The organism is Sphingomonas sp. AOB5 (assembly GCF_029433115.1).
Taxonomy (GTDB): domain Bacteria; phylum Pseudomonadota; class Alphaproteobacteria; order Sphingomonadales; family Sphingomonadaceae; genus Sphingomonas.
On sequence record NZ_JARNTV010000061.1, the window covers coordinates 1 to 20470 of the forward strand.

General features: G+C 66.8%; 25 protein-coding genes. 18 read left to right on the top strand and 7 right to left on the bottom strand.

Translation table 11 applies throughout. From position 1 onward, the window contains the following. The 4 genes from P1X14_RS18065 to P1X14_RS18080 form a co-directional block, all read right to left on the bottom strand. Nucleotides 1-1202: Ppx/GppA family phosphatase (locus tag P1X14_RS18065; protein WP_277316813.1), on the bottom strand; the 1202-nt coding region annotated here is incomplete at its 3' end. Beyond that, nucleotides 1199-3382, bottom strand: a complete 2184-nt coding sequence (locus P1X14_RS18070) for an RNA degradosome polyphosphate kinase (RefSeq protein ID WP_277316814.1) — start codon at nucleotides 3380-3382, stop codon at nucleotides 1199-1201. The genes P1X14_RS18065 and P1X14_RS18070, both read right to left, overlap by 4 nt. Next, a complete protein-coding gene (locus P1X14_RS18075; protein ID WP_277316815.1) occupies nucleotides 3379-3993 on the bottom strand; it encodes a chromosomal replication initiator DnaA in 615 nt (204 codons plus the stop codon). The genes P1X14_RS18070 and P1X14_RS18075 overlap by 4 nt, the downstream gene beginning before the upstream one ends. Further along, nucleotides 3990-5243, bottom strand: a complete 1254-nt coding sequence (locus tag P1X14_RS18080; protein WP_277316816.1) for a heavy-metal-associated domain-containing protein — start codon at nucleotides 5241-5243, stop codon at nucleotides 3990-3992. The genes P1X14_RS18075 and P1X14_RS18080 overlap by 4 nt, the downstream gene beginning before the upstream one ends. A 61-nt stretch (nucleotides 5244-5304) precedes the next feature. Here P1X14_RS18080 and purM point away from each other — a divergent pair, with 61 nt between their 5' ends. The 9 genes from purM (at nucleotide 5305) to P1X14_RS18125 (ending at nucleotide 12272) form a co-directional block, all read left to right on the top strand. Continuing rightward, nucleotides 5305-6399 carry a phosphoribosylformylglycinamidine cyclo-ligase gene (gene purM, locus P1X14_RS18085; RefSeq protein WP_277316817.1) on the top strand — a complete coding sequence of 365 codons (1095 nt, stop codon included), beginning with the start codon at nucleotides 5305-5307 and terminating at the stop codon, nucleotides 6397-6399. Then, a complete protein-coding gene (purN, locus tag P1X14_RS18090; protein ID WP_277316818.1) occupies nucleotides 6396-6986 on the top strand; it encodes a phosphoribosylglycinamide formyltransferase in 591 nt (196 codons plus the stop codon). Before purM ends, purN begins: the two co-directional genes overlap by 4 nt. Continuing rightward, nucleotides 6953-7330 (top strand): MmcQ/YjbR family DNA-binding protein, encoded by a 378-nt coding sequence (locus P1X14_RS18095; protein ID WP_277316819.1) that lies wholly within the window; start codon nucleotides 6953-6955, stop codon nucleotides 7328-7330. Before purN ends, P1X14_RS18095 begins: the two co-directional genes overlap by 34 nt. A gap of 83 nt (nucleotides 7331-7413) precedes the next feature. Further along, the gene (locus tag P1X14_RS18100) at nucleotides 7414-7599 is read left to right on the top strand and encodes a hypothetical protein (protein ID WP_277316820.1); all 186 of its coding nucleotides are present in this window, start codon (nucleotides 7414-7416) and stop codon (nucleotides 7597-7599) included. Nucleotides 7600-7642: 43 nt separating this feature from the next. Further along, nucleotides 7643-8338 (top strand): endonuclease/exonuclease/phosphatase family protein, encoded by a 696-nt coding sequence (locus P1X14_RS18105; RefSeq protein WP_277316821.1) that lies wholly within the window; start codon nucleotides 7643-7645, stop codon nucleotides 8336-8338. Nucleotides 8339-8348: 10 nt separating this feature from the next. After that, a complete protein-coding gene (locus tag P1X14_RS18110) occupies nucleotides 8349-10643 on the top strand; it encodes a patatin-like protein (RefSeq protein WP_277316836.1) in 2295 nt (764 codons plus the stop codon). A gap of 197 nt (nucleotides 10644-10840) precedes the next feature. Next, complete coding sequence (locus P1X14_RS18115) at nucleotides 10841-11179, top strand: LapA family protein (RefSeq protein ID WP_277316822.1); 339 nt, start codon at nucleotides 10841-10843, stop codon at nucleotides 11177-11179. After that, on the top strand, nucleotides 11176-11850 hold the full coding sequence (gene pyrF, locus P1X14_RS18120) for an orotidine-5'-phosphate decarboxylase (protein WP_277316823.1): 675 nt from the start codon (nucleotides 11176-11178) through the stop codon (nucleotides 11848-11850). Before P1X14_RS18115 ends, pyrF begins: the two co-directional genes overlap by 4 nt. Next, nucleotides 11847-12272: a hypothetical protein gene (locus P1X14_RS18125; protein WP_277316824.1), complete on the top strand. Its 426-nt coding sequence runs from the start codon at nucleotides 11847-11849 to the stop codon at nucleotides 12270-12272. The genes pyrF and P1X14_RS18125 overlap by 4 nt, the downstream gene beginning before the upstream one ends. A gap of 4 nt (nucleotides 12273-12276) precedes the next feature. Here P1X14_RS18125 and P1X14_RS18130 read toward each other — a convergent pair whose 3' ends face one another. The 3 genes from P1X14_RS18130 to P1X14_RS18140 are packed head-to-tail and all read right to left on the bottom strand — an operon-like array spanning nucleotide 12277 to nucleotide 13672. Continuing rightward, nucleotides 12277-12741 carry a surface-adhesin E family protein gene (locus P1X14_RS18130; RefSeq protein WP_277316825.1) on the bottom strand — a complete coding sequence of 155 codons (465 nt, stop codon included), beginning with the start codon at nucleotides 12739-12741 and terminating at the stop codon, nucleotides 12277-12279. 5 nt (nucleotides 12742-12746) lie between these two features. After that, the gene (locus P1X14_RS18135) at nucleotides 12747-13187 is read right to left on the bottom strand and encodes a surface-adhesin E family protein (RefSeq protein WP_277316826.1); all 441 of its coding nucleotides are present in this window, start codon (nucleotides 13185-13187) and stop codon (nucleotides 12747-12749) included. 26 nt (nucleotides 13188-13213) lie between these two features. Next, nucleotides 13214-13672 (bottom strand): surface-adhesin E family protein, encoded by a 459-nt coding sequence (locus P1X14_RS18140; protein ID WP_277316827.1) that lies wholly within the window; start codon nucleotides 13670-13672, stop codon nucleotides 13214-13216. Between the two features lie 60 nt (nucleotides 13673-13732). Between P1X14_RS18140 and P1X14_RS18145 the strand changes: the two genes are divergently transcribed. From P1X14_RS18145 to P1X14_RS18185, 9 genes are all read left to right on the top strand, one after another. Further along, complete coding sequence (locus P1X14_RS18145; RefSeq protein WP_277316828.1) at nucleotides 13733-14248, top strand: GNAT family N-acetyltransferase; 516 nt, start codon at nucleotides 13733-13735, stop codon at nucleotides 14246-14248. Nucleotides 14249-14367: 119 nt separating this feature from the next. Then, nucleotides 14368-14994, top strand: a complete 627-nt coding sequence (locus P1X14_RS18150) for a phosphoribosylanthranilate isomerase (RefSeq protein ID WP_277316829.1) — start codon at nucleotides 14368-14370, stop codon at nucleotides 14992-14994. An 84-nt stretch (nucleotides 14995-15078) separates the two neighbouring features. Beyond that, on the top strand, nucleotides 15079-16338 hold the full coding sequence (trpB, locus tag P1X14_RS18155) for a tryptophan synthase subunit beta (protein ID WP_277316830.1): 1260 nt from the start codon (nucleotides 15079-15081) through the stop codon (nucleotides 16336-16338). Next, nucleotides 16335-16607 (top strand): hypothetical protein, encoded by a 273-nt coding sequence (locus P1X14_RS18160; protein ID WP_277316831.1) that lies wholly within the window; start codon nucleotides 16335-16337, stop codon nucleotides 16605-16607. Before trpB ends, P1X14_RS18160 begins: the two co-directional genes overlap by 4 nt. Beyond that, nucleotides 16604-17395: a tryptophan synthase subunit alpha gene (gene trpA / locus P1X14_RS18165; RefSeq protein WP_277316832.1), complete on the top strand. Its 792-nt coding sequence runs from the start codon at nucleotides 16604-16606 to the stop codon at nucleotides 17393-17395. Before P1X14_RS18160 ends, trpA begins: the two co-directional genes overlap by 4 nt. Further along, the gene (gene accD, locus P1X14_RS18170) at nucleotides 17392-18243 is read left to right on the top strand and encodes an acetyl-CoA carboxylase, carboxyltransferase subunit beta (RefSeq protein ID WP_277316833.1); all 852 of its coding nucleotides are present in this window, start codon (nucleotides 17392-17394) and stop codon (nucleotides 18241-18243) included. The genes trpA and accD overlap by 4 nt, the downstream gene beginning before the upstream one ends. A gap of 129 nt (nucleotides 18244-18372) precedes the next feature. Then, nucleotides 18373-19692, top strand: a complete 1320-nt coding sequence (locus P1X14_RS18175) for a folylpolyglutamate synthase/dihydrofolate synthase family protein (RefSeq protein ID WP_277316834.1) — start codon at nucleotides 18373-18375, stop codon at nucleotides 19690-19692. A gap of 35 nt (nucleotides 19693-19727) precedes the next feature. After that, on the top strand, nucleotides 19728-20093 hold the full coding sequence (locus P1X14_RS18180; RefSeq protein ID WP_277316835.1) for a hypothetical protein: 366 nt from the start codon (nucleotides 19728-19730) through the stop codon (nucleotides 20091-20093). A 108-nt stretch (nucleotides 20094-20201) separates the two neighbouring features. After that, nucleotides 20202-20470: DUF6628 family protein (locus P1X14_RS18185; protein ID WP_346770462.1), on the top strand; the 269-nt coding region annotated here is incomplete at its 3' end.

The window sequence follows — 20470 nt, forward strand, 5'->3', positions numbered from 1 at the left end:
GCCCTGCCCGCCGGGTCGATCCCCACCCAGTTGCCGTGCAGCGCGATCTCGATACCGCGCTCGGCCCTGAACTCGGGGTTCGCGCGCCAACCCACATCGGCCAGCAGGCACGCGGTGTGCCGCAGCCGCTCCAGTTCGGGCGGCTCGCCTTCGAACAGCGGCTCGATCCAGTCGTTGAGCAGGTCGCCATGCTCGGGAAAGCGGCCCAGCCGCTGCCCCTCGTCGCGCGCCGCCACGATCAGCGGGTCCTCGCGCCGCTGCGCCTCGCTCAACCGGGCGAACAACAGCCCCTCACGCAGCCCATAGGCCGATACGATGGTCTGTTCGCTGCCCAGATGCTTGAGCACGCTCGCCAGCAACGCTGTCGCATCGCCCAGCGTCGCTACGCGGCCGCCCGACAGGTTCGGAATCGCGCGCAGCTTGCCCCTGGCGACATGGCTGATCGTGCGGCCCAGCCGGGTCACCTGCTCGGCCGCGATCGGATATTGATGGATGATCGGCAGCGGATAATCGGTCAGGTGCATGTCGAGCCGCGCCAGCGCGCGCCACGATCCGCCGACCAGATAGAAGGGCAGATCCTTGCCCCGCCCCTTCCACCCGGCCTCGGCGATCAGCTTGCCGACGCGCCGGTCCAGCGTGCCCTGCGGCTTGGCGCGGATCGCCGCCAGCCGCAGAACGCCCAGCGGGAAGGAGACGCGGTCGGTCACCGTGCCGGCCACCACGCGCACCAGCTCGAGGCTACCGCCGCCCAGATCGCCGACAATGCCATCCGCATCGGGAATGCCCGACAGCACGCCCAGCCCGGAGGCCATCGCCTCTTCCTCGCCGGAGAGCAGCTCGACCTCGAGCCCCATCTGGTTCGCCGCATCGATGATCTCGCGCCCGTTCGACGCATCACGCACCGCTGCGGTAGCCACCACGCGCAGTTCGGCGACCTGCATCTCCCGCGCCAACGCCGCGAACCGCGCCAACGCCCCGCGGGCCATCGCCAGCGCCGATGCGTCGATCGCCCCGGTCTCGTTCAGCGAGCGGCCGAGACCCGCCATCACCTTCTCGTTGAACAGGATCGCGGGCAGCCGCGCGGTGCCCTGATAGACGACCAGACGGATCGAGTTGGACCCGATATCGATGATCGCCACCCGGTGCGGCACGACAGCACTGGCTTGGCCCGCGCGGGGCTTGCGGAACAGGAGCGTGCTCATTTGCGCTTCTTCGAACGCTTCAGCGTGAGTTTCGGCACCGATCCGCTACTCTTCTCCAGCGCCGCGCCGCGCCCGGAGAGCGACGGATTGGTCATGAAATAGCGGTGCAGGTTGAACGGCGTCTCGCCCGGCTCGACCCGGGTGTAATGGCCGTCCGGCTTCAGTTCCCAGCTCTGCTCATTGTCGATCAGGTTCGCGACCATCACCTGATCGACGATCTGGTCGTGCACCGTCTTGTTGCGGATCGGCAGCATATATTCGACGCGGCGGTCGAAATTGCGCTGCATCCAGTCGGCGGACGAGATGAACACCTTCGCCCCGTCATTGGGCAGCGCCTTGCCGCCGCCGAACACCCAGATGCGGCTATGCTCAAGGAAGCGGCCGACGATCGACTTCACCCGGATATTGTCCGACATCCCCGGCACGCCGGGCCGCAGGCAGCAGATGCCGCGGATGACCAGTTCGATCTCCACGCCCGCATTGCTCGCTTCATACAGCTTCTCGATGATCGCCGGATCGACCAGCGAGTTCATCTTCGCCCACAGCACCGCCGGCTGGCCGGCACGGGCATGGGCGATCTCCTCGTCGATCAGCTCCATCAGCCGCGGGCGCAGATCGCGCGGGGAAATGCCGAGCATCTCCAGCCCATGCGGCTCGACATAGCCGGTGACGTAGTTGAACACCTTGACCGCATCGCGCCCGACACGCGGATCGGCGGTGAAGAAGCTCAGATCGGTATAGATGCGCGCGGTGATCGGGTGATAATTGCCGGTCCCGAAGTGGCAATAGGTACGGAACCCGTTGCCTTCGCGCCGCACCACCATCGATATCTTGGCGTGGGTCTTCCAGTCGATGAAGCCATAGACCACCTGCACCCCGGCGCGCTCCAGCGCGGTCGCCCAGTACAGGTTCTGCTCCTCGTCGAACCGCGCCTTCAGCTCGACCACCGCCGTAACCGACTTGCCCGCCTCCGCCGCCGCGATCAGTGCGTTGATCACCGCCGACTGCTTGCCTGCGCGATACAGCGTCTGCTTGATCGCCACCACGTCCGGATCGGCCGCCGCCTGCCCCAGGAACGAAAGCACCACGTCGAAGCTCTCATAGGGGTGGTGGACGACGATATCCTTGGCCCGGATCGCGGCGAAGCAATCGCCGCCATATTCGCGAATCCGCTCGGGAAAGCGCGGCGTATAGGGCTGGAACTTCAGGTCCGGCCGGTCCTCATCGACCAGCATCGACAGGTCGCCCACGCCCAGGAAACCACCGGTCTCGGTCAGCAACGCCTCGCGGCCGCCCAGTTCCTCGAACAGCACTTCCTGAAGCGCCTCGTCGATCCCGTCTTCCATCTCGAGACGGATCACGCGCCCGCGCCGCCGGCGCTTGATCGCGCTGCGGAAGGTCATGACGAGGTCTTCGGCTTCTTCCTCGATTTCGATATCGCTGTCGCGCAGCACACGGAACGCAGCGGACCCCAGCACATCATATCCGGGGAACATCAGGTGCGAGAAGCGCTTGAGCAGCGTCTCGACCGTGACATAGCGCGCGGCCGCCCCCTTCTTGCCGGGCAAGCGGACGAAGCGCGGCATGGTGGTCGGCAACAGCACCAGCTCGCGGATCGGCTCCTTGTCCGAACGGCGGACCAGGTCGAAGATCACGCTCGATCCCTGATTGGGAATGAACGGGAACGGATGCGCGGGGTCGAGTGCCTGCGGCGTCAGGATCGCGAAGATCTGCTCGCGGAAATGGCTTTCCAGCCACTTCTCGGTCTCGCCCTCGATCTCGTCCTTGTCGAGCACCTCGATGCCGGTCGCGGCCAGCTCGGCGCGGATGTCGTTCCACACACCCTGCTGATTGTCCGCCAGCACCTCAGCCTCGGCGACGATCGCTTCCAGCTGTTCCTCGGGCGTCAGGCCATCGACCGATCGCGCCTCCACCTTCTGCATGTGCTGGCCCATCAGGCCGGCCACGCGGACCATGAAGAACTCGTCGAAATTGCTGCCCGAGATCGACAGGAAGCGCAGCCGCTCCAGCAGCGGATGCGCGCGGTTGCACGCTTCCTCCATCACCCTGCGATTGAAGGCGAGCCAGCTCAGCTCGCGATTGAAATAACGTTTCCCCTCAAGCGGGTCGGCGGTCTCGGCAGGCGCATCTTCGGCGATCGTCGGGGCGGCGTTCGTCATTGCGTCTCGCTTTCGGATTCGGCCAGCACGCCGGCGCGAATCAGGGTGGCGCGGGCATGTGTAATCGATAAGCGCGGACTGCGCCGCTCATGCGCGTCATTTTCCAGCGCATCCGCCACCCGGATCAGCGCGACATGGCTCCGCTCCACCCGCTTGGTCAGCCACAGGATCAGCTCGGGCGGCGCCACCAGCATGCGGCGCTCGAAGAATTTGTTCAGCAGCAGCGGCACCAGTGCGTCATCGGGCGCCTGCAGAGACAACAGCGGCGTCGCGGCCAGCCGCGAGCGCAGGTCTGGCAGCTTCACCTGCCACAGATCCTCGGTAACGATCAGCAGCGGCTTGTGATCGGCCTGCGCCTTGTTCCACGCATGGAAGATAGCGGTCTCGCTCACCCGATCCGCATCGTCGATGAAATGGCCTTCGGATTTCGCGGCGAAGATGCGCGCCAACAGGCTCTTGCCCGATTTGCGCGGTCCGATCAGCAGCCCGGCCATCACCGGCCAGGTCGCCCAGCGCTCGAGCATCTGCACCGCGCGCACGTTCGAATCGCCGACGAGGAACTCCGTCTCGCTCGTTTCGGGAATGACGAGCGGCAGCGCGAGCTGGTTCATTCGCTCTTCGGGCTGTCCGAAGGCTGGGGGTTGGGGCTTCCGCCGCCGCCCGGCCGCCGGATGCGCAGCACGCCCGGCCCTTCCTGAACCTGCCAGCCGCGCCCTTCCAGCGCCGCGCGCAGACTGCCGATCGGTCCGTCATAACGGACGCTCATCACCGAAACCCCGCCAAGCGCCAGGCTGGTGGTGCTGGCACTGCGCACGCCCGGTACGCCGCGCACGCCCGATTCGGCCGCATTGACCGAAGCCGCGGTCGGCGTCTCGACCTGTACGGTGAAGCTCGCCGTCGTATCGGTCACGCCCGGAGTCGCGCTCGGGGACGCCGAATCCTCGGGCGTCTCTTCTTCCTCCACCGGCTTTTCTTCGGGCGGGCGATAGGCGAGCAGATGATCGGTCTTCAGCGCACCGCTGGCGAGTGCGGCCTGATACGCGCGGTCGATCCGCTCGATGCCCTTGTCGAGCATCGAATCGAGGCCCGCGGCATTATCGACCCGCAGCGCGAACTGGGTGATCCGCACCCGGTCCGGCCCATGGCTGGCGGTGAAGATCGCGGTCACAGGTCCACCCGGATAATCGGGGCGAAGCTGCACTTCGGCGATCAGCACGTCGGTCGCGCCATATTGATCGACGATCGCGCGCCACCATCCGCGCCCGCGCCGCCCGATCTGTCCGGCGTTGATCAGCAGCGCGTCGCCAGCGCCGCCACGCGGGCGGACATAGTCGATCGTGCTGTTCGAACTGCGGAAGCGGGTCCAGGCCGCAGCCCACGCCGTCGGCCGCTCGAACACGCGACCGGTGCCGCCGGTCCATTCGACCGGCACCAGCAGCATCGGCGTGGAGCGCGAGACCGTGCTGTTCACGCCCAGAATCGCGCCAGCCTTGCTGCGGTCGAACAGCACGCCCAGCTTGGCGATATAGCGGTTCGGCCCGATCTGCTCATGCTCGACGACGATGCCGGTCACCAGCGCATCGAGCGCCGAATCGGAAAGGCTGCTGCTCCGGCCGGTCAGCCGCCGCGCCAGCAGGTCCCAGCCCTTGCGCTGCGCCACCCGCCAGCCGTCGGTCCGCGCCGCATCGGCATCCGCGCCGCGTACATCGACTTCGACGCCCGACACCTCGAAGCTGGCCGGATCGCTGGAAGCGGTGTTCGCGCCGGCCTTGCCGCGCTGGGCCATCACGCCCCCCGCAGCCCCTGCGATCAGCACCGCAGCAGCGAAACCATAGATGAAAGGAGAGCGGCGACGGATCATTCCGCGCCCTTTTGGCGAAGCGGGCGTGGAATTCCAAGCGCGATGTCGCTAAGCGCGCGCCATGAGCGACCCTGAAAGCTACACTTACGCCCAGGCAGGCGTATCGATCGAAGCCGGCAACGCGCTGGTCCGCGCCATCGCCCCCCTCGCCCGTTCGACGCGGCGGCCGGGTGCGGACGCCGATCTGGGCGGGTTCGGCGGCGTGTTCGACCTTAAGGCCACCGGCTACAAGGATCCGCTGCTCGTTGCCGCAAACGACGGCGTCGGCACCAAGCTGAAGCTCGCCATCGAAAGCGGCCGTCACGAGGGCGTCGGCATCGATCTGGTCGCGATGTGTGCCAACGATCTGATCGTGCAGGGCGCCGAGCCGCTCTTCTTCCTCGATTATTATGCCAGCGGAAAGCTCGACCAGCAGGTCGCACAGACCGTGATCGCCTCGATTGCCGAGGGCTGCCGTCAGGCCGGCTGCGCGCTGATCGGCGGAGAGACTGCCGAAATGCCCGGCATGTATTCGGACGGCGACTACGATCTGGCCGGCTTCTGCGTCGGTGCGGTCGAGCGCGAGAATCTGCTCGACGGATCGAAGGTCGCCCCCGGCGACGTGATCCTCGGCCTCGCTTCGGCGGGCGTGCACTCGAACGGCTTCAGCCTTGTCCGCCGCCTCGCCGCCGACAAAGGCTGGAAGCTCGACCGCCCGGCCCTGTTCGATCAAGAGGTGATCCTGATCGACGCGCTGATGGCCCCGACGAAGATTTACGTGAAGAGCCTGCTCCCCTCGGTTCAGGCCGGCCTGGTGAAGGGCCTCGCCCATATCACCGGCGGCGGCCTGCTCGAGAATATCCCGCGCGTCCTGCCTGCCAATTGCCACGCCACGGTCGATGCCGATGCGTGGGAACAACCGCGGCTGATGGCGTTCCTGCAGGCACAGGGCAATATCGAGCCCGAAGAGATGGCGCGGACTTTCAACTGCGGTATCGGCATGGCGGTGATCGTGGCGCCGGAAAATGTGACTGCGGTCACACAAGCACTGCAAGCCGCTGGCGAGACGGTGTTTTCCATCGGTGCCGTGTCGGAAGGCCAGCGCGGCTGCACCGTAAAGGGCAGCGACGAGACCTGGGGCGGCCGCGGCGACTGGACCGCGACGCATAACCAATGAAGCGCAAGATCGGCATCCTCATCTCGGGCCGCGGCTCGAATATGATGTCGCTGGTCGAGGCATCCCGCACGTCCGCCTCGTCCTACGAAGTCGCCCTCGTCGCCAGCGACAAGCCGGACGCAGCGGGCCTCGCCTGGGCGGCCGAACAGGGCGTCCCGACCTTCAGCCATTCGCCCAAGGGCATCCCGAAGGCCGAATATGAAGCCGCAATCGACTCGGCGCTGCGCGAAGCAGGTGTCGAGGTGATCGCCCTTGCCGGCTATATGCGCCTCGTATCCGACGCGTTCGTCGAGCGCTGGCGCGGCAATATCCTCAACATCCACCCCTCGCTGTTGCCGCTCTACAAGGGCCTCGATACGCATCGCCGCGCACTGGTGGCGGGCGACATGGAGGCCGGCTGCTCGGTCCATATCGTCACCGAGGAGCTGGATGGCGGCGAGGTGCTGGGTCAGGCCCGCGTCCGGATCGAAGCCCGCGACACGCCGGAAAGCCTTGCCGAACGCGTGCTGAAGGAGGAGCATAAGCTCTATCCCAAGGTTCTCGCGGAGTTCCTATGCCGCTCAGCCCCGACCCCGACCGCATCCTGACGAAAGTCCGCGAGATCGCCCTCGCCCTTCCCGAGAGCGAGGAACGGCCCAGCCATATGCAGCCGACCTTCTTCGCGGCGGGCAAGATGTTCGGCCAGTTCCGTCACGATCATCATGGCGACGATCGCACGGTGATCATCGTCAAGACGGGCGATCCCGAGGAAGCAGCGTCGCTGATCGAGAACATGCCCGATCTCTACAGCCGCCCGGCCTATTTCCGCGCCGGCTGGGTCTCGATCAATCTCGAACCCGCCGACACCGACTGGGACCATGTCGGCGATCGCATCGCCCGCAGCTGGGAGCTGGTCGCCCCGCGCCGCCTGCTCGAAGCCGGCGGACGCTGATCGTGCGGGATACTTAACGCCGCCCATCGGTTGTCACCGCGGCCCCAGTATTTTCTCCGGGCCGAAGGAAAATCGCCATGAGGATGGAAAAGGTAGGTCACAAGGAAACGCTGACGACACCCGGCGTCGCAGGCGCCGAACAAGGCAAGGTGATCCTCGACGGCCCGGACGGGGTCGCGATCACCATGACCCCGGCTGCGGCCGAAGGCACCGCCCGAAGTCTCCTCGCCGCTGCCGAGGAAGCCAGGCATCAGGAAGACGAGGCCTGAATAGCTTGCGCGGTCGCCACCGCCCCCGCCATAGAGGGGCCAGATGATCAAGGTTGCCAGTTACAATATGCGCAAGTCGATCGGCACCGATCGGCGGCGCAGGCCCGAGCGTACGCTGCAGGTTCTGTGCGAGATCGGTGCCGACGTCGTGGCGTTGCAGGAGGCGGACCGCCGCTTCGGCACGCGTGCCGCGGTGATGACCTCGCATCTGCTGCTGGATCACAGCCCGTATAAGGCGATCCCGTTCGGCACGCGCGCCACCAGCATGGGCTGGCACGGCAATGCGTTGCTGGTGCCCAAGGACGCCGAGATCGTGGATTATGAGCAGATCCACCTGCCCGCGCTGGAGCCCCGCGGCGCGGTGATGGCCGATGTGCGCGTAAACGGTCAGGTGGTGCGCTTCGTCGGCATGCATCTCGATCTTTCGGGGCTTTGGCGGCGGCGTCAGGCGCATGCTATCATCGCCCATGTCCAGTCGAGCACGCACCAGCATCCGACCGTGCTGATGGGCGACCTGAACGACTGGACTGCAGGTTCGGGCTGCCTGAAGGACTTCGCCGCGCATTACTGTTTCGCCGAGACCGGCCGCAGCTTCCATGCCCGCCGCCCCGTCGCGCGGCTCGACCGGATCATGGCCTCGCCCGATCTGCGCTTCACCGCAGCCGGGGTGCATGACAGCGCCGCATCGCGTACAGCCTCGGATCACCTCCCCATATGGGCGACGGTGGAGCGGGCTTAGGGTGACGACAATCCACGAACGCGAGCTGCGGCTCGCACTGGTCTGCTACGGCGGCATCAGCCTGGCCGTGTACATGCACGGCATCACCAAGGAGATCTGGCGGCTCGCCCATGCCAGCCGTGCCTCGCGTGACGGCGACAAGCCCAATGGCGGCAGCGAGGGCGTGTATCACGCCATGCTGCAGGAAATTCAGGAAACCACCGGCATCCGGTTGCGCGTGCTGGTCGATATCGTCGCGGGCGCCAGCGCGGGGGGGATCAACGCGGTGTTCCTGGCGCAAGCTATCGCCACCGGCCAGTCGCTCGATCCGCTAACCGATCTGTGGATGGAATATGCCGATGTCGAGGCATTGCTCGCGCCCAGCCAAGCACCGTCGCACAAGCTGGCGAAGATCTGGGCGGTGCCGCTCGCCTGGATGGTCGCCAATCGCGCCAAGACGATCGACGCCACGGTGGAGGTCGCCGCTCGCGACGAAGTCCGCCTGAAGCTCGAAAAGTTCATCCGCTCGCGCTGGTTCGAACCGCCCTTTGGCGGCAAGCAGCTGCTCCACACCATCCTCGACGCGTTCGAAGCCATGGCCAAGGCGCCGGCGGAGAAGCGCCTGCTGCCCGAGGGCCAGCCACTCGACCTGTTCGTCACCGTCACCGATTTCCGCGGCCATGCCGAGCGGCTGCGGCTCAATTCCCCGCCACAAGTGATGGAGACCGAGCATCGCCTCGTCTTTTCCTTCACCGATCATGGCGCGGCCAACGAAGGCGATTTCGCCCATCGCTGCGAACTGGCCTTTGCCGCGCGCGCTACGTCGAGCTTCCCCGGCGCCTTCCCGCCCTTCACCGTCGCCGAGATGGATGAGGCGCTGAAGGAACGCGGCACCTCATGGCCCGGCCGCGACGCCTTCCTCGAACATGCGCTGTCGCATCAATGGGCCGACAATCGCGCTGAGAAAGCGGTGCTGATCGACGGCTCGGTCCTCGCCAACGCGCCGTTCCGCCCGGCGATCGAGGCCCTGCGCGAACGTCCCGCCCGCCGTCAGGTCGACCGCCGCTTCGTCTTCATCGACCCCTTCCCCGATGGCCGCCTCGCGCTCTACGGCGAACGGACCGATACGCCGGGCTTTTTCCAGACGATCATCGGCGCCCTTTCCGAACTGCCGCGCGAACAGCCGATCCGCGACAATCTGGAAGAGATCGCCGCGCGTTCGGAGCGGATCGAGCAGATGCTGGCGATCATCGGCGAGATTCGCGCCGAAGTGGAAACCCAGGTCGAGGCGCTGTTCGGCTACACGCTGTTCATGGACTATCCGACGCCCAAGCGGCTCGCCGCATGGCGCCGCCGCGCCCAGATCGCTGCCGCGGCCAAGGCCGGATATGGCCACACCGCCTATGGCCTGCTCAAGGTCAACGGCGCGATCGATCGCACCGCGCGCCTCCTCTACCAGATCGGCGATCGTCAGGGTCCGGAGCGGCTGCGCGAGATCCGTGATTCCGTCGCGAAGTCGGTCAAGGAACGCGGTCAGGCACAATTCGGCGCGACCCAGTCGAACGGCGCCAGCCCCGAGACGCTCGAATTCCTGCGCGCACACGATCTCGGCTTCCGCATCCGCCGCCTGCGCCTGCTCGCGCGTCGCCTGACCGATATCGACCTGCCCGGATCGCATGCCGAACTGCTGCCGATGCGCGAGGCGATCTACGAATCGCTCGCCGCCTATCTCGAATGCAAGCGCGCCGACACCTTTGCCGACCTGAAGCCGCTGGTGCGCCGGATGGAGGGCGATGCCGGCCCGCTGCTCGACGAAGTCGCGGCGCGTATGGGGCTGAAGGCGCTCGACACCGCCACCGACGCGCGGCTTTCCCAGGGGTTCAGCCAGCTCTCCAAGGAGCTGCGCCGCCCCCTGCTGCTCGCCCATCTCGGCTTCCCCTTCTTCGATATCGCGACGCTGCCGATCCTGCAGGGCGAGGGGGTGGACGAATTCGATCCGATCCGCGTCGATCGCATCGCCCCCGACGATGCCTGCGCTATCCGCAGCGGCGGCGCGGAAAAGTCGCTCAAAGGGATCCAGTTCAACAGCTTCGGCGCCTTTTTCAGCCGCGCCTATCGCGAGAACGACTATCTGTGGGGCCGCCTCCACGGCGCGGACAGGCTGGTGGACATCATCCTGTCCACCCTGCCCCCCTCCAACTGCCTGCCCCAGACCCGCATCGCGGAGATCAAGAAGGCCGCCTTCCACGCGATCCTCGACGAGGAAGAGCCACGGCTGAAGGCGGTGCCGGGCCTGTTCGATGAACTCAGGGCAGAGATCGGCTGACCTTCTTTCCCTCTCCCCTTGTGGGAGAGGGAGGGAGCCGCAAAGCGGCGGAAGGGTGAGGGGGACTTAGGTCTCGTTACCCAACTCCCACTCGCTTCGCGAGCGGGCCCCTTCCCTCTCCCACAAGGGGAGAGGGAGTGACTTGCGAGCCTCGCCGTCCTAAACCATCGTCATATGGTCGCGAGGAAGGGAGCGGAATGCGGTTTCTGAAGGTGCTGTTCTGGCTGTTGCTGGGCGGCCTCGTCGCGGCCTTCGTGATCTATAATGGCGACGAACGCGTCAGCATCCATCTGTGGGGTGGGCTGATCGCCGATTTCAGCCTGCCGCTGATGCTGATCGTGGTCTTCCTGCTCGGGTTCCTGCCGATGCTGCTCGCCTATCACGGCCTGCGCTGGCGCAGCCGCCAGCGGATCGCGGGGCTGGAGCGCGCGCTCGCCGATATCCGCGCGATCACGCCGGCCCCTGCCGAACCCGAAGCGCTGCCTGCGCTGCCCGCAGCGCCCTCCACGACGCTGTTCCCGGAGACGGGCGCATGAGCACGCCGCTCTACGTCGCGCTCGACACGCCCGATCTGGAACGCGCCAAGGCCATCGCCACCCGCGTCCACAAGCATGTCGGCGGGATCAAGCTGGGCCTCGAATTCTTCATGGCGAATGGCCGCGCCGGGGTGCACGAAATGGCCGAGATCGGCCTGCCGATCTTCCTCGACCTGAAGTTCCACGACATTCCCAACACCGTCGGCAAGGCGATCCAAGCGCTGCGCCCGCTCAACCCCGCGATCCTGACCGTGCATGCCGCAGGCGGCCGGGCGATGCTGGAAGACGCCAAGGCCGCGGCGCCCACCGGCACCAAGGTGGTCGCGGTGACGATGCTTACCAGCCTCGATTCGAGCGACCTAACCTCGATCGGCCTCGCCCCCGATCCGCACGAGCAGGTGATGCGCCTGACCGAGCTCGCCCGCGAATCCGGCGTGGATGGCATCGTCTGCTCGGGCAACGAAGTCGCTGCCGCCAAGAAGCTGTGGCATGATGGCTTCTTCGTCGTTCCCGGCGTCCGCCCCGCGGACGGCCCGGTCGGCGATCAGAAGCGGGTTGTGACGCCCCGCGCCGCGCTCGACGCCGGTGCCTCGATCCTGGTGGTCGGCCGCCCGATTACCCAGGCCGAGGACCCCGACATGGCCGCCCGCGCGATCGAAGCCACGCTGTGATCGCGCTCTGGCTCGCCGCGCTGGCGTTCGGCGCCCTTTCGCCGCAGGACACGCCCATCGAACTCAAGGGCAAGTGCGTTCCCAACCCCACTTTGCCCAGCATGATGAAGCAGCGCGACGGCGCGAAGGACGTAACGACGGTCCAGTGCGACCGCGTCGTCATCGAACCGGGCAAGCAGGCCAGCTTCTACAAGGGCGACACGCTGGTTGCGACATTTGCGGGCCATCCCGGCGACGCCAGCGACATCACCATGGATAGCGTCACCGTCGGCAAGGCGGTGGCGGCTCCGACCAGCAATGGCCGCTGCCGCATCTACAGGAACGACAGCTCGGGCGAGGTGCTGATGCTGTGCTTCGCGGTCTATCGCGATGGCGAGACCACGCTCGGCGCAGTCGCCACTTTCAGCTCGGGCCGGAACTGACGCCCTAGCGGCGGCCTGTCTGTGCCGCTGCCAGCAGTTCACGGCCCCTCGCGAACGGCAGCGCCGCGCCGGTCCCGATCCGCTCGCCGGGCTGCGCATTCTCGCACACCACGCGATAGGCCAGTTCGAATGGCGATCCCGGCGGCGGCGTGCCCCATTCCGGCTCGCTGCCCGCGTTGAACACGGTGTTGCCCGCGCCGTCGAAGGCGACGCCCTCCAGCCCGCGCATCAACTTCGCCTTGCAGTCGAAGCCGACCCGGCCGTCCATCGCCGCAAACGGCTTCCTGTCGGGCGCCATGACCACCACGATCCGTGCGACCGGGTTCGGTCCGGTCCGGTCGATCCCTTCGGCGTCGATGATCGCGATCATGCCGGTGCTCGGGATCACCCCGATCACGCGCCAGTCCTGCGCCTGTGCGGCCGGAGCAAGGAAACCGAGCGCCAGCAGCGCGCCGAACAGCGTCTTCATACCCTTCACGACTCCTCGATCATCTTGCGCGCTTCGGCCAGCGGCGGCTTCGGCCCGAACGAACGATCCGGCAGCGGCTTGCGCCCGCATACCATGTCGGTCGTGCGCAGCCCGTTCTCGCCCACCGTGTCGATCCACTGGTTTTGCCCCGGTCCAGACCCCATCTCGGCGCCGTCATCGGCATAGATCCACACCTGCTCGGTGCGCATACGCGGCTTGTCGCAATCGACCGACATGCGGACCCGGAACGACGAGAAACCCCGGTCGCCGGTCCGGCGAATCATCAGCAGGTCGAGCCTGCGCAGGTTCTGCTCTCCCGGCACGATGTTCGCCGCATCGAGGAACACCACCGGACCGTCCGGCTCGATCGAAATCAGCCGCCAGTCCTGCGCCTGCGCCGGTGCGGCGAACAGGATCGCCGCCGCAATGCCCGCCATCCGGATCATCTTCGCTCTCCCCTCACGCCGCGCCATCATTTTGCGTTCTCGCCGCCCTGCAGCAGCGCCCGGCCATCGACGATCGGCAGGCCGTCGCCATAGCTTTTGGTGTCGAGCTTCCGGCGGCCGCACGCCAGATCGGCCAGATCGGCGAAATTCGATCCCGGCGAAACTTCGCCCCATTCAGTGTCCGTCGGCTCGGTGCCGTTCGGCTTGCCCGACGTATCGATCCGGGTGACTCCGTTGATCCGCGCCTTCGGCGCCTTGCAGCCAAGCGAGATGTTCACGATCCCCGCCGCGGCACCCGCCCGGTCCTGTTCGAACACCATCAGGATATCGATGCTGCGGATATCCTCCCCGGCATCCTTGGGACTCTGCAGATCGACGAACACCGTGCGGCCCTCGTCCTTCTCCACCGTCATCAGCCACCAGTCGCGCGCCTGCGCCGCCGGTGCCACCAGAATTCCGAATGCGATCAATGCAGTACGCAGCATGATACTCCCCCTCCGCCTTGGTGATATCGCGCGAACGCGATCCTGCCTATAGGGCGTCGCATGACGTTCGCCGCCGATATCCGGACCGCCATCCATGACGATCTCGCCGCGCTGCATCCGGTGATCGAGCGCGCCTATCGCGGCGACGCCGCCCGCGCCGGCTGGACCCACGAATCGGACCTGATCCCCGAGGGCGAGCGCACCGATCTGGAGACGCTACGCGGCCTGATCGACGATCCCGCCAGCCGTCTGCTGATCGCCCGCAACGGCGATACCGTAATCGGCTGCGTCAACGTCCAGCATCGCGGCGGCGGCCTGGCCTATCTCGGCCTGCTGTGCGTCGATCCGCAGCTTCAGGCTGGCGGCCTCGGCCGCCAGCTCGTCGAGGCAGCGGAATGCACCGCACGCGACATTTTCGGCGCCACCACCATGGAAATGACCGTGATCGAACAGCGCGCCGAGCTGATCGCCTGGTATGTCCGCCGCGGCTATGCCGTATCGGGCGAACGCCGCGACTTCCCGATCCCGATGGACCCGCCGCTGTTCATGACGGTGCTGGTCAAGCCGCTCGGCTAGGCGGCCAGGAAATGCGATTGCACGCGTCGCTCTGGTCTCTGCGCTACTGCCGATGGCCTTGTCGCCGCGAAAGATCGCCTGATTTGACAGGTCCGCCCGCCGCATCCTAGCGCGCTGCGATGCCCGTCACCGCCAAGATTTGCGGCCTTTCGACGCCCGAAACCCTCGACGCCGCAATAGCGGGCGGCGCGAGCCATGTCGGCTTCGTCTTCTTTCCGCCCAGCCCCCGCAATCTCGATTTCGCGCGGGCCCATTCGCTTGCCGCTCGGGTGCCGGGTCATGTCGGCCGCGTCGGCGTGTTCGTCGATCCCGACGACGCCCTGCTCGAAGCCACGCTGCCCGCGCTCACTGCCGTCCAGCTACACAAGGTCACCCCCGAACGCGCCGCCGCGATCCGCGCCCGTATCCCCGTCTGGGTCGCCGTCGCGGTAAAGACCCGCGCCGATCTCGATGCCGCATCCGCCTATCGGGGCGCCGCCGATCGCATCCTCTACGACGCCAAGACACCCGACAGCGCCGCCCTGCCCGGCGGCATGGGCCTGCGCTTCGACTGGACCCTGTTGCAGGATTTCCGTCACCCGCTCCCCTGGGCGCTCTCGGGCGGCCTTGATCCCACCAATGTCGCCGAGGCCGCACGTATCACCGGCGCGCCGCTGGTCGACGTCTCATCCGGGGTCGAGACAGCACCCGGCGTCAAGGATGTGGACAAGATCGCCGCGTTCCTTAAAGCGGTGGCACGATGCTGACGCCTCTCGCCCCTGCCGGATTTCGATGGCGCTGACCGCTTGCTTCCCAGCCAGCGACCGTCCACCGAACCCGTGAGAGACCCGATGACCGACACTGTCACCCTGCCCAATTCCCTGCGTAACCTGCCTGACGAACGCGGGCATTTCGGCCAGTTCGGCGGCCGCTTCGTCGCCGAGACGCTGATGCCGCTGATCCTCGATCTGGAGCGCGAGTATCGCGCGGCCAAGGCCGATCCCGCCTTCCAAGCCGAATTCGACGATCTGCTGGAGCATTATGTCGGTCGCCCCAGCCCGCTCTATTTCGCCGAGCGGCTGACCGAGCATTACCGCAAGGGCGCACCCGCGGGCCCAAATGGCGAAAAGATGGGCGCGAAGATCTATTTCAAGCGCGAGGAGCTGAATCACACCGGCGCGCACAAGATCAACAATTGCATCGGCCAGATTCTGCTCGCCCGCCGCATGGGCAAGACCCGGATCATCGCCGAGACCGGCGCGGGCCAGCATGGCGTCGCCACCGCCACCGTTGCGGCGCGCTTCGGCCTGCCCTGCACCATCTTCATGGGCGCGGTCGACGTCGCGCGGCAGCAGCCCAACGTGTTCCGCATGAAGCTGCTCGGTGCCGAGGTCACGCCCGTCACCAGCGGCGCACAGACGCTGAAGGATGCGATGAACGAGGCCCTTCGCGATTGGGTCGCGAACGTCCACGACACCTTCTACATCATCGGCACAGCAGCCGGCCCGCACCCCTATCCCGAACTGGTCCGCGACTTTCAGAGCGTGATCGGCACCGAGGCGCGCGCGCAGATCCTGAAGGCCGAGGGCAAGCTGCCCGACCTGCTGATCGCGGCGGTGGGCGGCGGATCGAACGCGATCGGCCTGTTCCACCCCTTCCTCGACGATGCCGACGTGGCGATGGTCGGCGTCGAGGCGGCGGGCCATGGCATCGAGACCGGCCAGCATGCCGCCAGCCTCAACGGCGGCGTCCCCGGCATCCTGCACGGCAACCGCACCTATCTGCTCCAGGACGAAGACGGCCAGATCACCGAGGCACACTCGATCTCTGCAGGCCTCGACTATCCCGGTATCGGCCCCGAACATAGCTGGCTGCACGAAAGCGGCCGCGTGAAGTACGAGCCGATCACCGACAGCCAAGCGCTCGACGCGTTCCAGCTCTGCTGCCAGCTCGAAGGCATCATCCCCGCGCTGGAAAGCTCGCACGCACTCGCAGCTCTCGAAACCAATGCCCTGAAATATCGCGACGACCAGATCATTATCGTCAACGTTTCCGGCCGCGGCGACAAGGACATCTTCACCGTGGCCGAAGCGCTGGGGGTGAAGCTGTGAAGCTCAGCCTGAAGCGCCGCCATATCCGCCGCCGCGCCGATCTGCCGCCGGTCCCCTATCACCGCTGGATCCGCCCGCTGGCGACCTTCTGCATCTCGCTGTCGGTCTTCGTCGTCCTGCCGGCGATCTATTTCCGCGGCGCGCAATGGACCAGCCTCGCCGCCGCTTTGATCCTCGCCGCACTCTCCACGCTGGCCCTGGAACTGATCATCAAGCACCGCGCCAACCGTCAGAAAAGCCTCAAAAAACGCCGGAAGCGCACCGCATGACCGCTCGCCTCGCCAACGCCTTCGCCAAGGGTCATCCCGCGCTCGTCACCTTCATCACCGCGGGTGACGGCGATACCGCTGCCAATCTCGACGCGCTCGTCGCGGGCGGGGCGGACGTGATCGAGCTGGGCATGCCCTTCACCGATCCGATGGCCGATGGCCCCGCGATCCAGGCCGCCAATCTGCGCAGCCTCGCCAAGGGCACGCGCACCGCCGATGTGTTCGCGATCGCCACCGCCTTCCGCCAGCGCCACCCCGATACGCCGCTGGTGCTGATGGGCTATGCCAATCCAATGGTCGCGCGCGGGCCGGACTGGTTCGCCGAAGCCGCAGCCAAGGCAGGCGTGGACGGGGTGATCTGCGTCGATATCCCCGCCGAGGAGGATGACAGCCTGGGCCAGCAGCTTCGCGCGCATGGCGTCGCCAATATCCGCCTCGCCACACCGACCACCGACACCGCGCGCCTGCCCGCCGTGCTCGAGGGCGCTTCGGGCTTCCTCTATTATGTCTCGGTCGCCGGCATCACCGGCCTGCAACAGGCCGCGCAGGACAGCATCGAAAGCGCCGTCGCCCGGCTCAAGTCCGCCACCACCCTGCCCGTCGCGGTCGGTTTCGGCGTGCGTACGCCCGATCAGGCCGCCGCCATCGCCCGCGTTGCGGACGGCGTCGTGGTCGGCTCGGCCATCATCGATATCATCGCCGAACATGGCGAGGGTGCGCCGGAACACGTCCGCGCCTATATCCATTCACTATCGACGGCGATTCACGCCGCTAAGGAAGTCGCATGAGCTGGATCAGCAGCGTCCGTAACGCGCTCGCCTATGTCACCAAGCGCGAGACGCCCGACAATCTCTGGCACAAGTGCAAGGGTTGCGGGACGATGGTGTTCCTCAAGGAACTCGAGGAAAACCAGAGCGTCTGCCCGCATTGCGACTTCCATGAGCGCATCGGCCCGGCCGAGCGCTTCGCTGCGCTGTTCGATCCCGGCTACACCGTCCTTGCCAGCCCCAAGGTCGCCGAGGATCCGCTCAAGTTCCGCGACTCGAAGCGCTATGTCGACCGGTTGAAGGCCGCGCGCACCGAAACCGGCGAGCCGGATGCGTTCCTCAACGCCAGCGGCACGATCCTCGGCCGCCGCACCGTGATCGGCGTACAGGATTTCGCTTTCATGGGCGGATCGATGGGTCAGGCGGTGGGCGAAGCCTTCATCGCCGGCGTCGAAGCCGCGATCGGCGCCCGCGCGCCCTATATCGTCTTCACCGCCTCGGGCGGCGCGCGCATGCAGGAGGGTATTCTCAGCCTGATGCAGATGCCGCGCACCACGGTGGCGATCGAGATGCTCCACGATGCGGGCCTGCCCTATATCGTGGTGCTGACCGACCCCACTTCGGGTGGTGTCATGGCGGCCTATGCGATGCTCGGCGACGTCCAGATCGCCGAACCCCGCGCGACCCTGGCTTTCACCGGCCGCCGCGTGATCGAGAACACGATCCGCGAAAAGCTGCCCGACGATTTCCAGACCTCGGAATATTATTACGATCACGGTCTCGTCGACATGGTCACCCACCGCAAGGAACTGCGCGAGACGCTGGGCCGCCTGATCGGCCTGCTGTGCGAGGCCAAGCAGGCGGCGTGACCCTCTTAAGCCCCTCTCCTTCAGGGGAGGGGTTTGGGGTGGGGCAGTCATCGCCTCGCAGAGACCGGTGCCCAGAATATATCCTCCACCCCAACCCCTCCTCTGAAGAGGAGGGCTAGAAGTACCCCGATGCCCGATCACGCCACTTCCTCCTCCCCCGCGGTCCAAGCCCAGCTCGACCGCCTGACCGCGCTGTCCCCCGGCGCCGATATCCTCGGCCTCGAGCGGATCACCGCGCTGCTCGACCGGATCGGCAATCCGCATCGCAGCCTGCCGCCGGTGTTCCATGTCGCGGGCACCAACGGGAAAGGCTCGACCTGCGCCTTCATCCGCGCCGCGCTCGAATCCGCGGGCAAGAAGGTCCATGTCTATTCCAGCCCGCATCTGGTCCGCTTCAACGAGCGTATCCGCCTCGCCGGCAAGCTGATCGAGGACGAGGCGCTGGCCGAACTCCTCTCCGAAGTGCTCGACCATGCCGAAGGCATCGGCGCCAGCTTCTTCGAAGTGACGACCGCCGCCGCCTTCCTCGCCTTCTCGCGCATTCCGGCCGACGCCTGCGTGATCGAGGTCGGCCTTGGCGGGCGGCTCGACGCCACCAACGTCATCCCCGATCCCGCGATCACCGGAATCGCCCAGCTCGGCATGGATCACGAATCCTTCCTGGGCCACACCATCGAGGATATCGCCGCCGAGAAGGCCGGCATCGCCAAGCGCGGCAAGATGCTGGTGACGATGCGCTATCCCGAACCGGTCGCGAAGCGCATCCGCAAGGTCGCCGACGCCGCCGGCGCGATCGTGATCGCCGAGGGTGAGGCGTGGCGCTACGTCTACGACCTCGAAACGGTCCGCTTCATCGATCCGCGCCAGACCATCAACGCGCCGCCGCCCGCGCTTGTCGGCCTTCACCAGCCCGCCAATTACGCGCTGGCGCTGGCGATGCTCCGCTTTCAGTCCGCCATTCCCATCTCGATCGGCGCGCTGGTCGATGCCTCGCGCCGCGCCCGCTGGCCCGCACGCATGCAGCGCCTGTCCGATGGCCCGCTCACCGCGAACCTGCCCGAACACAGCGAGCTTTGGCTCGATGGCGGCCACAATCCTGCTGCCGCCGAAGCGATCGCCTCCGCCATCTGGGAGATCGCGCAGGGCCGCCCGATCCACCTGATCCTGGGCATGCTGGAGAACAAGGACGCCGAGTCGCTGATCTGGCATTTCGCCTCGCGCATCGCCTCGCTCACGGCGGTGCCGGTCGAGGGCCACGCCCATCACTATCCCGGCCACCTCGCCGAGATCGCCCGCGAAATGGGCACTCCCATCACCGAGACGGAGGACGACGTGCCCACCGCCCTCGCCCGCCTACCCCATGGAGGCAGGCCGTGCGTGGTGCTGGTCCTCGGCTCGCTCTATCTGGCGGGCACGGTCCTGGAAGCGAACGGCGAATTGCCGGACTGATTGGCGGCTTCCGTCCGGCCCGCTAGGCTCCGGTCATGACCAACGATGCGCCAGCAAGTGTCGGCCTGGGCGGCGATGGAGACGAGATCGCCGCCATCCTTGATGTCGAGCGCGAATTCGGCGTGATTCTCGACAAGGCCGATGCTCCGAACTGGGGGACTGCCGGGGACGTACACGCTTCGCTGATCCGCGCGCTGGGCACCGATGCCACCGCCGATCCTGTCATCTGGGATCGCTTCGCCGCGGCGCTCGCGATGGAAACCGGAGTCGATCCCGGCACCATCATGCCGGAGAGTCCGCTGCTCGCGCCACATACGCCATGGGGCTGGGTCGCCGCGGCCGGCGCAATCCTTTTCATCGCCATCGGCATTGCCCTGATCGACATGCTGCTGCTGCGCTGAAGCCCTGCTCCGCCAATCGCCGCATCGCTGCACCGCATCACGTTATTGCGATTGACTATCAATAGCGAACTCGCAAGACTGGCTCTCGAATCCTCGCGGAGCCCCTCAATGCCCCCAAGCTCGACCCTCACCGCCGCCCTTCCCGCCATCCAGTCGGACGATCCCGGCGCGCGGCTCATGCTGTTCGGTATCCGCCAGATGGGCGCCAACGGACTGAACGACGCCTGCGCCGCCCATGCCTTCGTCACCGCTTTCGGCCGCGGGTTTCAGCGCCCGCTGGTGCTGCTGCGCGCGTTGATGGCGGAAATGTCGGCCTCCTCGGCCCGCCCGGTGCAGATCGCGCCCTGGTGCTGCCCGCGCATGACCGGCGCGGAAGC